Raw genomic sequence first — 15,271 nt, 5'->3', positions numbered from 1 at the left:
GCCTGTGATTTCGGTCAAGGCATCGACCAAGTTTCTTATGAACGTCTCGGTTATTTGGCCTTCCACGATCATTTTCTGCAGAGTGAATAATGCATGGATTTCGGATATTCAGCAAAAAGGCAATATTTGCTGTACAGTGAATTTCTGGCCGGGTAAGCGGTGCGCCGGAGTGGCTTCTGAGCTAGCCATCAGCAATGCCAGTATCCGCCATCGGGAGCCTTCAAAACCCCTCCGTACCCATTATATCAGCGAGCAACTGCTCGAGGTCTCCGGCACGCGTGGCTATTCTCCCGTCGATACGATGAGCGTGGCCATGATCCTCTTCGTATCGGTAGCTGTCCTCAAATTCCTGGCAGGCTTCCCCGCTGAGGAAAACACCTGCTGCGTTCATGCGCTCATAGGCACCAACCACGAAGTTAAAAAGTGCCGGGTTGATGTTCACGACGGTGCCGTACCAGTGAAACACAGTGTCGCACGCCTGCCTGGCTTCCTCCTTATGCCGTCCTCTCGTTTCGTTGACCGCACTGTGTCCGCCGTCAGCACTCATGAGACAGATCGGGTGAGTTGAAGAAGGGAGAGTTTTTGGTTCATCGTAGCCTCTGAGGAAGAAACGATGAGACAGAAACCAGGGCCAGCCAAGGAGCCAGCCGAGACGGTGGTCAAGGAGATCCGCCGGGCCACCCGCAAGCACTACTCCGCCGAGGAGAAGATCCGCATCGTGCTGGAAGGGCTGCGCGGTGAGGACAGCATCGCCGAGCTCTGCCGCCGTGAAGGCATCCCGCCCAATGTCTACTACCGCTGGTCCAAGGACTTCCTGGAAGCCGGTAAGAAGCGCCTGGCCGGCGACACCGCCCGGGAGGCCACCTCGGACGAGGTCAGGGGCCTGCGCCGGGAAGCGGCCGCCCTTAAGGAGGTGGTGGCCGACCTCACCCTCGAGAACCGCCTGCTCAAAAAAAGCATGATCGGGGATGGGGAGGACGGCGCATGAGGTACCCGGCTTCCGAGAAGATCGAGATCATCCGCCTAGTCGAGCAATCTCATCTGTCCGTGCGTGAGACCCTGGAGCGGATCGGCATCCCACGGGCAACCTTCTACCGGTGGTACGATCTCTACCAGTCCGGCGGCCCTGAGGCTCTGGAGGACCGGCAGCCCTGCCCGAAGCAGGTCTGGAACCGCATCCCAGATGCAATCCGCCAGCAGATCATCCAGTTGGCTCTAGACGAGCCGGAACTATCGCCGCGGGAGCTGGCGGTGCGCTTCACCGATCAGCACGGCTACTTCGTCTCTGAGGCTTCCGTCTACCGGCTGCTCAAGGCACAGGACCTGATCGCCAGCCCGGCGTTCATCGTCATGAAGGCGGCCAATGAGTTCAAGGACAAGACCTCCGCACCCAACCAGCTCTGGCAGACCGACTTCACGTATCTCAAGGTGATCGGCTGGGGCTGGTTTTATCTCTCAACCGTGCTCGACGACTTCTCGCGCTACATCCTCGCCTGGAAGCTATGCACCACGATGAAGGCAGAAGACGTCACCGCTACCTTGGAGCTGGCCCTCCAAGCTTCAGGTTTGGAACAGGTGGAAGTGGCGCACAGACCCCGACTGCTGTCGGATAACGGCTCGAGCTATATCTCGTCGGATCTGGCTACTTGGCTGGAAGGCAAGGGCATGACGCATGTGCGTGGAGCGCCGTACCATCCCATGACCCAGGGCAAGATCGAGCGTTGGCATCAGACGCTCAAGAACCGCATTCTGCTGGAAAACTACTTCCTGCCGGGAGATCTGGAGGCGCAGATTGAAGCGTTTGTGGCGCACTACAATCACCAGCGCTACCACGAAAGCCTCGACAATCTCACGCCCGCCGATGTCTACTTTGGACGCGGCGAGGCCATTCTGAAGGAGAGGGAAAGGATCAAGCGACAGACCATCCAAACCCGCCGCTTGCAGCACCAGATGCAGGCAGCTTAATCCGCAACCCAGATGAGCCGGAGCCTCCCTTAGATCAGACCGCCCGTTGTCTCAAAAACTCTGACAACGGACAGCCGGCCCGCATCGCCTCTGCCAAAGACATCGAGCGTCAGGCGCTGGAGAAACGTGTCGACCTCCAAGCCTTGCGCAATGATCTCACCGGCGTCGCGAGCGAGTTCGGACTGACCAGTGCCACCCGTTTCGTGACCGACATCGAGCTCGCCGGTATCTCCAGCTACGAGCGCGCGAAATCCTTCACCACAAACGAGGAGGGCGAAACCGAGGTCGAGCGTGAGGTCGTCAAAAGGCGGGGCTTGGAAATCGAGTTCCAAATCCCAATTTTCGACTTTGGCGGTACCGCCGTGCGTAATGCGCAGGAAACCTATATGGCGGCGGCCAATCGCCTGGCCGAGCGGGCTGTGAATGTGCGCTCGGAGGCTCGCGAGGCCTACCTGCGCTACCGCGGCAACTACGACCTGGCCCGGCACTACCAGGGCCGTGTCCTGCCCCTCCAGAAGACCATCCAGGACGAGGCGCTGCTGCAATACAGCGGCATGCTCGTCGACGTCAGCCAGCTCATCCTGGACGCCCGCACCCGCATCCTGAGCAACGTGGATGCCATCAACGCCCGCCGCGACTTCTGGATCGCCGCGACCGACCTCAAGGCCGCCCTGATCGGTGGCGGGGTTGGCGGTGGCGAAGGCGGCGGAGAAGCCACCACAGCGGCCGCCGGCGGTGGCGCCGGCGCCGCACACTGAAACCCTTGAGGAGAGATCCATGACCGTATCGCGAAGAGGTTTTCTCGGCGCAGGGGGACTGGCCCTCGCCGGCGCCTCCATGATCAGCGGACGCACACAGGCCGCGAGCCTGCCTGAGGCGCCCACCATGACCGAGGCCACCATGCAGCCGCCGCTCTACCCGAAGAGCGGACCGGACTACCAGCCCGTCGTGACGCTCAACGGCTGGACGCTGCCATGGCGCCAGAACGGGGACTGGAAGGAGTTCCATCTCGTCGCCGAACCTGTCGTGCGCGAGCTCGCTCCCGGCATGAAGGCCCACCTCTGGGGCTACAACGGCCAGTCGCCGGGACCGACCATCGAGGCGGTGCAGGGCGACAAGGTCCGCATTTTTGTGACCAACAAGCTGCCGGAGAACACGGCGGTGCATTGGCACGGCCAGCTCCTGCCCAGCGGCATGGATGGCGTCGGCGGCCTGACCCAGCCGCACATCCCGCCGGGCAAGACGTTCGTCTACGAGTTCGTCCTGCAAAAGTCCGGCACCTTCATGTACCACCCGCACTCGGACGAGATGGTCCAGATGGCCATGGGCATGATGGGCTTCTTCGTGGTGCATCCGCGCGATCCCGCCGAGCGCCGCGTCGACCGCGACTTCGTGTTCCTGCTCAACGCGTTCGACATCGAGGCCGGAAGCTACGTGCCGAAGGTCAACACGATGCTCGACTTCAATCTCTGGTGCTGGAACTCGCGCGTGTTCCCGGGCATCGACCCGCTCGTGGTGCGCCAAGGCGACAAGGTCCGCGTCCGGTTCGGCAACCTCACGATGACCAACCACCCGATCCACATGCACGGCTACGACTTCAAGGTCACCGGCACGGACGGCGGATGGGTGCCGGAAGGAGCGGCGTGGCCCGAGGTCTCCATCGACGTCGCCGTCGGGCAGATGCGCGCGTTCGAGTTCGTGGCCGACGCGCCGGGCGACTGGGCGATCCATTGCCACAAGTCGCACCACACCATGAACGCCATGGGCCACGACGTGAAGACCTACATCGGCGTCAACATGAACAAGACGGCCCCTGCCATCAAGAAGATCGCGCCGGGCTACATGCCGATGGGCGGGGCGGGCATGGGCGAGATGGGCTCGATGGAGATGCCGCTGCCCGACAACACGCTGCCGATGATGACGGGCTTCGCGCAATTCGGTCCCGTCGAGATGGGCGGCATGTTCTCGGTCGTGAAGGTCCGCCCCGGTTTGGCAGCGGACGATTACAAGGATCCGGGCTGGTACAAGCACCCGGAGGGAACCGTTGCCTATGAGTGGACCGGCGAGAAGCTCGCCGAGCCCGCCCGCGCGACCTCACCCGACAGCGGCGTCAAGGCAGCGGAGTTCCGCGCCATCGACCGCCGCAAGCGCCGCGTCAGTTCTGCCAAGCCTGGTGGCCACGGCAATCACTGATCCCAACAAGAACCAACACTGAAGGACCAACAATGATAACTCGTACACTCACCCTCGCGAGCGCGCTGAGCGCGCTCGCCCTCTCATCCACGCTCGCGTTCGCCGGGCCTGGCGAGGCCGGCCACAGCCACAAGTCGTTTGCGGCCGGCGAACCGGGCGATCCCAAGAAGCCTATCGCCCGCACCATCGAGGTCACCATGAAGGAAACCGAGGACGCGAAGATGCTCTTTGAGCCCGACCGGGTTGAGATCAAGCGCGGCGAGCAGGTGAAGTTCGTGCTCAAGAACACCGGGAAGGTCGATCACGAGTTCATGCTCGACAGTGTCCAGAACAATGCCAAGCACAAGGTCGCGATGGAGCAGAACCCGGACATGGAGCACGATGACCCGAACGGCCGCCGTCTGGCGCCGGCGGGAATGTCCGAGATCGTCTGGCGCTTTACCAAGGCTGGCACGTTCGAGTACGCCTGCCTGATCCCGGGCCACTACGAGTCCGGCATGAAAGCCACCGTCGTCGTGAAGTGACGGCGCCATCTCCCACCCGAATCCGACATAGGAGTTCGACATGAAGCGTATTGCCATCAGCCTCATTGCCTCTCTCGCCCTGACGGGTGCCGCCCTTGCCCAAAGCCTGCCGACGGTCTCCGGCACCGTCGAGAAGGTGGACACCGCACAGGGCAAGATCACCATCGACCACGGCGCCATCCCGAACCTCAACATGGATGCCATGACGATGGTGTTCCGGGCCCAAGACTCGGCCCTGCTCAAGGATGTGAAGGCCGGAGACAAGATCCAGTTCACCGCCGACCGCGTGAACGGCCAGATCTCCGTCACCTCGATCAAGAAGGGCAAATAAGGCCCCGGCCGCCCCGCCACCGGTGTTCGAGACCCATCGGTGCGGGGCGGCTCACCCGCTTTAGGAGAACTGCGATGAAACGCATGATCGCCACCCTCACGGCCACTGCATTGGTTTTTGTCGGCCCAATCCTTTCTGCGCAGGCCCAGCCTGCCAAAGGGGCGCCGGCCGCCTATGAACGCGTCCGTGAGGTCATGAACGACCGGTTCAAGGACATGAAGCTCACCGGCGATCCCGATAAGGATTTCGCCGCGATTCTCATTGCCCACCATGAAGACTTGATCTTCCTCGCCCGGACCCAGCTAGAGCACGGCGCGGACGAGCAGCTCCGCCGGGTCGCACAGAAGATCCTCGATGAGGAGCAAAAGCAGATTTCCGAACTGAAGGAATGGCAGGTCCGCAATCGGCAGGCGGACTATCGCGCCCGCCTGGACCAGCCGCCTCATGGATCCGGACCACTGGATCAGCGCGGGACCCAAACGGCGCAGGCCACTCCGGCTCCAATTGCACCGGCACCCGCAGCCGCACCGGCGCAACCCGCGCCAGCCGCAAGCCAAGCCCCGATGGTTTCCGGAACGGTCGAAAAGGTCGACACAGCCCAGAACAAGATCACGCTTGATCATGGTGCGATCCCCAACCTCAACATGGATGCCATGACGATGGTGTTTCGCGTCCAGGATCCAGCCCTCCTGAAGGGCGTGAAGGCCGGCGACAAAGTTCAGTTCCAGGCTGACCGCGTCAACGGCCAGATCTCCGTGATCAGCATCCGGAAAGGCCGCTAGCCACCTTGTTCCGCCTGCTCATATCAGGCGGGTCGCCGGCCACTGCGTTCATGGAACCACCGCAGTGGCCGGTGACAAACAACAGTAAAAATACAGGATATTTTCAGTGCAAAAATTGCGTAATTTCATCGTTGGTGTTGCGGCCACCGCTGCAGTCTCGATCTATTCCATTTTCCTGCCTTGCTCCGCGGTTGCTGACGACGAGGGGGCCGTCCTCGGCGAAGTGGCGCTTTCCAATATCGCGGCCACCCCGGCCCGCGCCGGTGAAACAACCATCATCACCTTCTCGATTGAAAACGCAGGGAGCGACCGCATCCTCATCAACGGACTGCAGATGCCAGGTGGCGAGCCGGCGCGGATCATGGGATCTTTTGGACAAGCCCATAGCGGTGACATCGGATCGTTGCCGGTCAGGCCCGGCGCAACTGAGCAATTGGATGGCAGAAGGATCTGGATCGAGGTCGGCCCACTGACCCAGGATCTTGAGCCGGATTCCACTATCAACGCGCGGCTCGTTCTCGACACCTTTGAGGGCCCGCTGTCGCTCCACGTTGGGCCGGTGGCCACAGGCTCGACTGCCAAAGCTAACACTCCGAGCATGGTGAGGGCTGCCGAAACTCCTGCAACGATTTCAGATCGCCGCGTTGGATGCTGATCCTGTCTCGCCTCGTCGGCTCGCACGTACCGGGGGCTTGGTTGGCGACTGGAGCCAGCCAAGCGATCCCGGATCAACGGCGATCCGACGACCTGCCGGAGTATTTGGAGAATGACTTCGACCGGCAGGCTCTCGTGCCGCGGTTTCTGGTTCTGGCGATCCTCGGCGCGGCGGCGTTGCTGGAGTATGGCCATGGCCACCGGGAAGGTCATTGGATTGTCCTGGCAATCTACTGGCTGACGACAATCGCACTGGCGCTATCGTCACGTTTCACCGCCAGTTGGGCGTGGTTGCCGTGGGTTGCCACGGTGACGGATGCAGGACTGGCGGTCTACGTGATCGCTGATCATCTGCCCCGCGATGCGCATGACATGCTGCTTGCGACCGACGCTGTCAGTCTGTTTCCCGCCTTCCTGCTTCTCATCCAAACAGGCCTGCGGTTGCGGCGTGACCTTGTGGCCGCATTCGCTGGCATTGTTCTCCTTGGATGGATCGTATCGTTTACGCTGCTCGTCGGACCCGAGGCCCTGCCAGCCCCAAGAAGCCCAAGCGCGTTAGCCGCGCGGCAGGCACTTGCATTCATCTCGTTTGCAGCAGCGGCTGGGTTTGTTTTTTATGCCGTGCGCCGAATGCGGATGGCCTGGTCCACCATTCTGCGGGCTCAATGGGACCAAATGCTCCTGTCACGTTTCCTGCCTGAAGGGGTGGCGACCGAGGTGGTCACAGGCGATGAGGCGGCGGAAATAGCTGAGCGTCATGCCTGTTTGCTGCTGGTTGATATCCGTGGTTTCTCCGCGTTGACCCAAAGTCGACCAAGCCAGGAGGTCATCAGCGATCTCATGGCATTCAGACGTTTTGTCCATGGAGCCGTTTCTCGCCATAACGGCATTGTCGACAAATATCTCGGTGACGGCGTGCTTGCCGTCTTCCTCCATGGAACGCCTGAACAGCAAGCTGCTCATGCGTTTGAGGCAGCATGCGAGATCCTGCGCCCGTTGGACACATGGAAGAGCCACGCGCATGCTCCAGCAGGTGTTCACGTCATTGCGACGCTGCACTGCGGCTCTGTTCTTGCTGGTGTTTTCGATGACGGCAGGCGCGCTGAGTTTACAGTGCTGGGGCCGGCAATGAACGCGCTGCCACGCATGGAGCGGCGGTCCAAAGAAGCCAATCTCGGTGTGGTCGTGTCCAAACGGTTCTTGCGCCTTCTGCCACCAGCCGCTCAGGGCAGGATTGACGCTCGACCGGTAGAAAGACGTCCAGGAGACGAACAATTGCCCGACATTCTGTCAGTGCGCTTCATGCACCCAGGTATTGGGGTTCATCGGGGAACATCGGGTTGAACCACGTCTTGGAATATGGCGGTCTTCTTCTCGCAGCGTTCCTGTCGGCGACGGTTCTGCCATTCCAATCCGAAGTCGTGTTGTTCGGGCTCCTTATCACGGAGCATTACCAGTGGTGGCTTCTGATCCTGGTGGCCAGTGTCGGGAACACCCTTGGTTCGGCCGTGAACTGGCTCTTGGGACGCCTGTTGTCCCAATTTGAGAGCCGCCCGTGGTTCCCAGTCAAGCGCGAGACGATTGCGCGGGCCGAAGGGTGGTACCATCGCTATGGACGCTGGTCCCTGCTCCTGAGCTGGCTTCCCTTTGTCGGTGATCCCCTCACAATTGTGGCTGGCGTGTTGCGCGAGCCATTCCTGATCTTCGTCGCCATCGTGGCTGTCGCCAAGACAGCCCGATATTTCGCTGTGGCAGCCATGACGTTCGGCTGGTTCTGAGATGGTGCATGCCGCACGAGCAAGCAGAGACGGTGAAACGGGAATACAACCGCATAACAAACGCGAACTGATTGGCACCAGGCGACTGTGGGCAGTGATTGAGATCCCGTACGCCCTGTTGTCCGACTTGCTCTCGGCGGCCTCCGGCGTGTGGCGGCCAAGAGCAAAATTTAGCCACGCCTCTTCAACGAAGGAGAAGTTCATGCGCTCTATTGCTATGTCCGTTGCCCTGCTGCTCGTCGGGCTCAGCCATGCCCAGGCTCAGGATGCTGCCGCCGGCGAGAAGGTGTTTGCGCAATGCAGAGCCTGCCACCAGATCGGAGAAAGCGCAAAAAACGCCGTGGGGCCCGTGCTGAACGGGCTTATCGGGCGTCATTCGGGTTCGGTCGAGGGCTACAACTACTCCCCTGCTAACAAGAATTCAGGCCTGACCTGGGATGAAGCCACCTTCCGGAATTACATCAAAGATCCTCGCGCCAAGGTACCAGGCACCAAAATGATCTATGCAGGCCTGAAGGACGAGCAGAGGGTCAATGATTTGATCGCCTATCTCAAGCAGTTCGATGCGAGTGGAAAAAAGGTCGCTCAGTAGCCTCAATCGACTTTCATATCGAACGGCAAAGTTACAGACCGGATCGGGCGAGGAGTAGGCCCGATCCGGGCCTCGGTTCAAGTGCGTCAGCCAATCACCGGGAAGCCCTCATGTCACATCGTGCAATCCTCAGGCTTGTTTCGTCAGTGATCACCTTAGGCCTCTCCGGGGCGATGGCACACGACTGATGCCCGGTCGCCTGCTGCAGCTAGAGGGACTGTAGGCATCTGGAAGAAGCCAAGGGTGAGACAGTCCTTGAAACACCTGGAGGATGGCAGCTGTGGGACGGCCGGACCGTGGCAAGAGGTACGGCGAGGCTCTCGCCCGACAGCCTGTACCACCTCTGTGAGCTCCCGGACAAGCGCATCATTTCTTCTTCGCTCCGCTGGGACCCTCGTGAGGGTGAAAGACCCTGACCAGATTGGTTGAATGCAGCTCAAATGATCTTGCGAGATCGTCTCTAGTTGCGCCAGATCAAGGCTTCCCAGCATGCGACCTGTTCTACTGCGATCCCGAACAAGAAGAGTGAGGGCTATGGCACTGAACAAATTTAAGGTGGCGCCTGCTGAGTTCCCGCTCCAGGCCGTCGACAAACGGACAGCCGGGTCACGCGACCTTCGGTTCTCGACACAACAAGCGAGCCACCAGCAGGAACCCACACTGAACCTTCAGCCGGTTGGCGTGCAAATGGCGCAGCGTGATTTCTGGATTTACATGAAAGACGTCGGTGAGCGGTCAATCCTGTTCCTGGATACGCTCCGGCAGCGGGCCGACAACATGCTGTCCCACGACCGTGCCGGCAAGCCGCCGCTTCTCGATTTCGACTACGAGATCATACTCGACGCCGGCCACTTCAAGCCTCCAACAAACTATTCGCTCCTGCGTATCACCCGGGTCGGCGCGGATTGCCTGGCCGACTGCCTCGACACGGAGAAGCCTCCGGTTGTGGTCTTCGACCCCCGCGCTGGACATGGGCCCGGGATCGGCGGCTTCAAGCGCGACTCAGAGGTGGGCCTGGCGCTCCGGGCCGGGCACCCGGTGTACTTCGTGGCGTTCGGGCCAGAACCTGTTCCGGGCCAGACCCTGCTCAGTGCCCTGCACACGCTCCGGCGCTTCGTGGAGGAGGTCGCCAACCGTCATCCGGGCCGAGCGCCCATCCTGTACGGCAACTGCCAGGCCGGTTGGGCGATCACGATCCTGGCCGCCGACTGCGCGGGCCTGGTCGGTCCAGCAATCCTGAACGGCTCGCCCCTGTCCTACTGGGCCGGTGAGGCCGGCATCAACCCAATGCGGATCGCTGGCGCCTTCGTCGGGGGCACCTGGCTCGCGCATCTGCTGGGCGACCTCGGCCAGGGTCGGTTCGACGGCGCTTGGCTCGTCCAGAACTTCGAGAGCCTCAAGCCAGAGGCAGTTTGGGAGAAATACGCAAACCTGTTCGCCCGTATCGAGACCGAGCGCGCGCGATTCCTGGAATTCGAGCGCTGGTGGAACGGATTCTACTTCCTGAGCCGGGAGGAGATCGTCGCCATCGTCGAGAACCTCTTTGTTGGCAACCGGCTGGAGGATGGGCTCGTGCAGGTCTGCGACGGCTGCCATGTCGACCTGCGGCAGATCAGGAACCCTCTGGTGATCTTTGCCTCCTACGGGGACAACATCACCCCGCCGCACCAGGCGCTGGGCTGGATACCAGCGGTATATACCAGCACTGAGGACCTGAAGCGGGCCGGGCAGAGGATCGTCTATCTCACCAACCCGCACATCGGGCATCTCGGGATCTTCGTCTCCGCCAAGGTAGCCAACCTGGAGCACCGCGCGATCCTGGAGAGCCTCCCCCGGGTCGGGGAGCTGGAGCCAGGTCTTTACGAGATGCGGATCCGATCTTCCACAGCAGGTACCGAACAACAGGTCCCCCGCGAGGTTACCTTTGAGGAGCGGCGCGTCGAGGATCTCGACTTCGAATATCCGCGCCGCTCGTTCGAGCGCGTGCGGGAGATCTCGGAGGTGAACGAGGCGGCCTACCGGACCTTCGTGAGTCCCTGGATCGAGGCCGCTGTGACGCCTTGGTCCGCGGCCATGGCTGAGGCGCTGCATCCCATGCGCGTGAGTCGCACGATGTTTTCCGAGGCCTTCAGCCCGTGGATGCGCGGCGTCCACATGCTCGCGGCGATGGGACAGGAACATGCGGCGCTCCCACCGGAGAACCCGTTCAAGGCGGCCGAGGCGGCCTGGATTGGCGACGTGACCCGCATGATCGAGGCCAGTCGGAGGATCCGGGACGCTTGGGCGGAGCGTCTGTTTGAAACCGGGTTCGGCGGAGGGCCCTCCTCCCCGGCGCCGACCAGCAGGCACTCTGACCAGGACGCTTGACCTTCCCACAGTGGGAAGCCTTAAGCTTCCCGTTCCCATAAAGGCATCAGCGGAGAACCGCCATGACCCCCAGCCCGACCACCAAAGAGCACAGCCATCAGGGCCATTCCCACCACGATCATGGGGCCCCTACAGTACACCACCATCACCACCATGAGCCCACGGCGGATGCCGGGAAGGTGAAGGATCCGGTCTGCGGGATGATGGTCGACCCGCACCAGACCACACACCGGGCGCAGTACGAGGGTAAGCCGTATCACTTCTGCTCCTCGGGCTGCCAGTCGAAGTTCATGGCTGAGCCCGCCAAGTACGTTGAGCCGGCAACAGCCCGGAAGGCGGAGGCCGTGCCTGAGGGTACGATCTACACATGCCCGATGCATCCCCAGATCCGCCAGGCCGGTCCCGGCTCCTGCCCGATCTGCGGCATGGCGCTCGAACCCGTCCTCGCCACCGCGGAGACGGGACCCAGCCACGAGCTCGTCGACATGACGCGCCGCTTCTGGATCGGCCTTGCCCTGTCGCTGCCCGTGGTGGCGTTGGAGATGGGTGGCCACCTGACCGGCCTCGGCCATTACATCAGCCAGCAGACCTCGAACTGGATCCAGATGCTGCTCGCGACCCCAGTCGTGCTGTGGGCCGGCTGGCCGTTCTTCGTGCGCGGTTGGCAGTCGGTCGTCACGCGCAACCTGAACATGTTCACCCTGATCGCCATGGGCACGGGGGTGGCGTGGATCTACAGCATGGTGGCCACGCTCGCCCCGGATGTGTTCCCTGCGGCCTTCCGCGGCCACGACGGCTCGGTTGCGGTGTATTTCGAGGCGGCGTCCGTCATCACGGTGCTCGTCCTGCTCGGCCAAGTGCTGGAGCTGCGCGCGCGTGAAACGACGAGCGGGGCCATCCGCGCCCTGCTCAACCTCGCGCCGAAGACGGCCCGCAAGATCCTGCCCGACGGCACGGAGCAGGAGGTCCAGCTCGACACCGTGCAGGCGGGTGATCGCCTGCGTGTGCGCCCGGGCGAGAAGGTCCCGGTAGACGGTGCCGTCCTGGAGGGGCGTAGCTCCGTCGACGAATCGATGGTGACCGGCGAGTCGATGCCGGTGACCAAGGAGGTCGGCGCAAAGGTGATCGGCGGGACCATGAACCAGTCCGGCGGCCTCGTCATCGAGGCGCAGAAGGTGGGCCGTGACACGATGCTGTCGCAGATCGTGCAGCTCGTGGCGGAGGCCCAGCGCAGCCGAGCGCCGATCCAGCGTCTAGCGGACCAGGTCTCGGGCTACTTCGTGCCGGCCGTGATCGGCGTGGCGGTCCTGGCTTTCATCGCCTGGGCGATCTGGGGACCTGAGCCGCAGTTCTCCTATGGCCTCGTGGCCGCCGTGGCAGTGCTGATCATCGCCTGCCCGTGCGCCCTTGGCTTGGCCACGCCGATGTCGATCATGGTCGGCGTCGGGCGGGGCGCCGGCGCAGGCGTGCTGATCAAGAATGCGGAAGCCCTGGAGCACATGGAGAAGGTCGACACGCTCGTAGTCGACAAGACCGGAACCCTGACCGAGGGCAGGCCCGCCGTGACGGCCATCGTGCCGGCGCAGGGCTTCACCGAGGCCGAGGTCCTGCGCCTGTCGGCTAGCGCCGAGCGCCCAAGCGAGCACCCGCTCGCCCTGGCCATCGTCGAGGCAGCCGACAAGCGGGGCATCGCGACGGCCCCGGTCTCGGACTTCGACTCTCCCACGGGCAAGGGTGCGCTGGGCACAGTGGAGGGCCGGCGCATCGTCCTCGGCAGCGCCAAGTTCCTGGCGGAACACGGCATCGACGTCAGCCCTCTCGCCGAGCAGGCCGACCGGCTTCGCGAGGACGGCGCGACGGCGATCTTTGCGGGCATCGACGGGAAGGTGGCGGGCGCCATCGCCATCGCTGACCCGGTGAAGGCCTCGACGCCCGAGGCGCTGGCCGGCCTGAAGGAGGAGGGCATCCGGGTCGTGATGCTGACGGGCGACAACTGGACGACCGCGAAGGCTGTGGCGCGCCGGCTCGGGATCGACGAGGTCGAGGCCGAGGTCCTGCCCGACCAGAAGAGCGCCGTAGTCGACAAGTTCAAGCGCGCGGGACGCGTGGTGGCCATGGCGGGCGACGGCGTCAACGATGCTCCGGCTCTGGCGGCGGCCGACGTCGGCATCGCCATGGGCACCGGAACCGACGTGGCCATGGAGAGCGCGGGCGTGACCCTGCTCAAGGGAGATCTCACCGGCATCGTCCGCGCGCGGCGGCTCTCCCAGGCGACGATGCGCAACATCCGCCAGAACCTGTTCTTCGCCTTCATCTACAACGCGCTGGGCGTGCCCGTCGCGGCGGGCGTGCTGTACCCGTTCTTCGGCATCCTGCTCTCGCCGATCATTGCGGCCGCCGCGATGGCCCTGTCGTCCGTCAGCGTGATCGGCAACGCGATCCGTCTCCGCGCAGTGCGGCTGTGATGGCCCGGCCGGGCGGGCTCGCTCACGATCCGCCCGGCTCGCCCCGAAATTTGACTTGGCGCAATGTGCCCGGCGCTCCGCCTGCTAGGATTCTCGGCATGAACCGGATCCGGAACAAATCTTGGCTTGCGCTGGCGGCCATGCTCCTGCTGGCGGCCACCACGATTGTTCTGGCCACCAGCCAGGCTGCCGCCCCGGACCCCTCGTTTCGGGCGCACGCTGCGCATCTGTCGTCATTCCCCGTGGGCCATGACGACACCGGCCCTGCCGCTGATCGTCACCATGAAAGCGCACCGTTGGAGGGGGCCGATGCGGCCGACATGACGGGCGGCCTGCCGTGCAATGCGGCCTGCCCGGTCGGCTCTTCGAGCTGCGGTCCGGCGCCGTTTGCCTCCCATGCCGGTAGCTTTGCCCAACGGGAGGCCGGAACGCTCTGCATCCGGCCCAGGGATGACCTGATGCTGTCCGGGCTGCATCCGGATGCACAGCTCAGACCGCCCAAGCCCATCGCGTGACACCCCTGAATCCTTGGGTTTCCGGACGTTCCCTGCGGAGTAGCCCGCAGCGGAGACCAAGGGCCGCTTCAACCGAACTTCAGAAGGACAACGCGATGTCTGCACGCAACTTTCAGGTTGCACTCGCCCTCTCGGTCTGCCTCGGCACCGGCGCCCGGGCCGACACGGTCTTCGTCGCCAACGAGAACGGGCAGAGCGTCTCCATCATCGACACGGAGACCTCCAAGACCGTCACGGTCCCGATCCCGATCTCGCCGCACAACGTCGACATCACCCGGGATGGCCGGCTTCTGCTGGCGACAGGCATGGCGGCCGGCGGCTCCGGCGGCCATGCCGCCCACGGCGCGCCGGGCGGCGGGCAGCTCGTTCTCATGGACGTGTCGGACGGCGCACCGGCCGCACCGACGGTCGTGCCGGTGGGAGGGCACCCCGCCCATGTGGTCCCGGATGCCCAGGGACGCCTTGCCTACCTGACCGACGCCAAGACCAACTCGGTGGTGGTGGTCGACATCGCCGCCCGCAAGGTGGCGGAGCGCATTCCCGTGCAGAACTACCCGCACGGCCTGCGCCTGTCACCGGACGGCAGCCTGCTCGCCGTCGCGAACATGAAGAGCGGCACGGTCTCGCTGGTCGATTCGCGCAACCTGGAGAAGGTCGAGCATGTCCCCGTCGGCGAGCGTCCGGTCCAGGTCGCGTTCGACCCGAGCGGCCGCGTCCTCGTGGTCTCCCTCAACGGCGAGGACAAGGTCGCCATCGTCGACGTCGCCTCCGGCAAGGTGCTGCAGAAGGCCTCCGTCGGGCGCGGGCCGGTGCAGGTCTTCGTCACGCCGGACGGCAAGACCGCCCTCGTCGCGAACCAGGGCTCGGCGGCGAAGCCGGACGACCGGGTGTCGGTGGTTGCCCTGGAGACCGGCAAGCTGGTGAAAAACGTGACCGTTGGCAAAGGCGCCCACGGTGTTGTCATCGCTCCTGACGGCCGTACCGCCTACGTCACCAGTACCTACGCGAACACCATGTCCCCCATCGATCTCGCGAGCCTCACCGCCGGAACAGCCCGCCCGACCGGAAAAGCACCGAATGGCATTGCGGCCCGCTAGACCTCGTG

Annotated in this window: 15 protein-coding genes; all 15 read left to right on the top strand. The window is 63.4% G+C overall.

Annotated elements, in window-relative coordinates:
* Window positions 1-4 precede the first annotated feature (4 nt).
* The 15 genes from JAO75_RS15820 (at window position 5) to JAO75_RS15750 (ending at window position 15,263) form a co-directional block, all read left to right on the top strand.
* Window positions 5-568 carry a hypothetical protein gene (locus tag JAO75_RS15820; protein ID WP_199050142.1) on the top strand — a complete coding sequence of 188 codons (564 nt, stop codon included), beginning with the start codon at window positions 5-7 and terminating at the stop codon, window positions 566-568.
* Between the two features lie 45 nt (window positions 569-613).
* A protein-coding gene (locus JAO75_RS15815; RefSeq protein WP_199050097.1) for an IS3 family transposase occupies window positions 614-1,965 on the top strand; the annotation gives its coding sequence in 2 pieces (ribosomal slippage) (window positions 614-950 and window positions 950-1,965; 1,353 coding nt in all).
* 143 nt (window positions 1,966-2,108) lie between these two features.
* On the top strand, window positions 2,109-2,723 hold the full coding sequence (locus JAO75_RS15810) for a TolC family protein (protein ID WP_246742534.1): 615 nt from the start codon (window positions 2,109-2,111) through the stop codon (window positions 2,721-2,723).
* A 19-nt stretch (window positions 2,724-2,742) separates the two neighbouring features.
* Complete coding sequence (locus JAO75_RS15805; protein ID WP_199050096.1) at window positions 2,743-4,158, top strand: multicopper oxidase family protein; 1,416 nt, start codon at window positions 2,743-2,745, stop codon at window positions 4,156-4,158.
* A gap of 32 nt (window positions 4,159-4,190) precedes the next feature.
* A complete protein-coding gene (locus JAO75_RS15800) occupies window positions 4,191-4,682 on the top strand; it encodes a cupredoxin domain-containing protein (protein ID WP_199050095.1) in 492 nt (163 codons plus the stop codon).
* A 40-nt stretch (window positions 4,683-4,722) separates the two neighbouring features.
* On the top strand, window positions 4,723-5,013 hold the full coding sequence (locus JAO75_RS15795; RefSeq protein ID WP_199050094.1) for a copper-binding protein: 291 nt from the start codon (window positions 4,723-4,725) through the stop codon (window positions 5,011-5,013).
* Between the two features lie 74 nt (window positions 5,014-5,087).
* The gene (locus tag JAO75_RS15790) at window positions 5,088-5,795 is read left to right on the top strand and encodes a copper-binding protein (RefSeq protein ID WP_199050093.1); all 708 of its coding nucleotides are present in this window, start codon (window positions 5,088-5,090) and stop codon (window positions 5,793-5,795) included.
* Between the two features lie 106 nt (window positions 5,796-5,901).
* Window positions 5,902-6,450, top strand: coding sequence for a hypothetical protein (locus JAO75_RS15785; protein WP_199050092.1), 549 nt, complete (start codon window positions 5,902-5,904; stop codon window positions 6,448-6,450).
* Window positions 6,444-7,793, top strand: a complete 1,350-nt coding sequence (locus JAO75_RS15780) for an adenylate/guanylate cyclase domain-containing protein (RefSeq protein WP_199050091.1) — start codon at window positions 6,444-6,446, stop codon at window positions 7,791-7,793. The genes JAO75_RS15785 and JAO75_RS15780 overlap by 7 nt, the downstream gene beginning before the upstream one ends.
* The gene (locus JAO75_RS15775; protein ID WP_199050090.1) at window positions 7,790-8,227 is read left to right on the top strand and encodes a YqaA family protein; all 438 of its coding nucleotides are present in this window, start codon (window positions 7,790-7,792) and stop codon (window positions 8,225-8,227) included. Before JAO75_RS15780 ends, JAO75_RS15775 begins: the two co-directional genes overlap by 4 nt.
* Window positions 8,228-8,429: 202 nt before the next feature.
* Entirely contained in the window at window positions 8,430-8,819 is a 390-nt protein-coding gene (locus JAO75_RS15770; RefSeq protein ID WP_199050089.1) for a c-type cytochrome, read from the top strand.
* 714 nt (window positions 8,820-9,533) lie between these two features.
* Window positions 9,534-11,186 (top strand): DUF3141 domain-containing protein, encoded by a 1,653-nt coding sequence (locus JAO75_RS15765; protein WP_343234630.1) that lies wholly within the window; start codon window positions 9,534-9,536, stop codon window positions 11,184-11,186.
* A 62-nt stretch (window positions 11,187-11,248) separates the two neighbouring features.
* Entirely contained in the window at window positions 11,249-13,651 is a 2,403-nt protein-coding gene (locus JAO75_RS15760) for a heavy metal translocating P-type ATPase (protein WP_199050087.1), read from the top strand.
* Between the two features lie 98 nt (window positions 13,652-13,749).
* Window positions 13,750-14,166 (top strand): hypothetical protein, encoded by a 417-nt coding sequence (locus tag JAO75_RS15755; RefSeq protein WP_199050086.1) that lies wholly within the window; start codon window positions 13,750-13,752, stop codon window positions 14,164-14,166.
* A gap of 95 nt (window positions 14,167-14,261) precedes the next feature.
* Window positions 14,262-15,263, top strand: coding sequence for a YVTN family beta-propeller repeat protein (locus JAO75_RS15750; RefSeq protein WP_199050085.1), 1,002 nt, complete (start codon window positions 14,262-14,264; stop codon window positions 15,261-15,263).
* Window positions 15,264-15,271 lie beyond the last annotated feature (8 nt).

Source organism: Microvirga splendida, from assembly GCF_016427565.1.
Taxonomy (GTDB): Bacteria; Pseudomonadota; Alphaproteobacteria; order Rhizobiales; family Beijerinckiaceae; genus Microvirga; species Microvirga splendida.
Note: the sequence above shows the minus strand (reverse complement) of the source record. Positions and strands in the feature narration are given on the sequence as shown.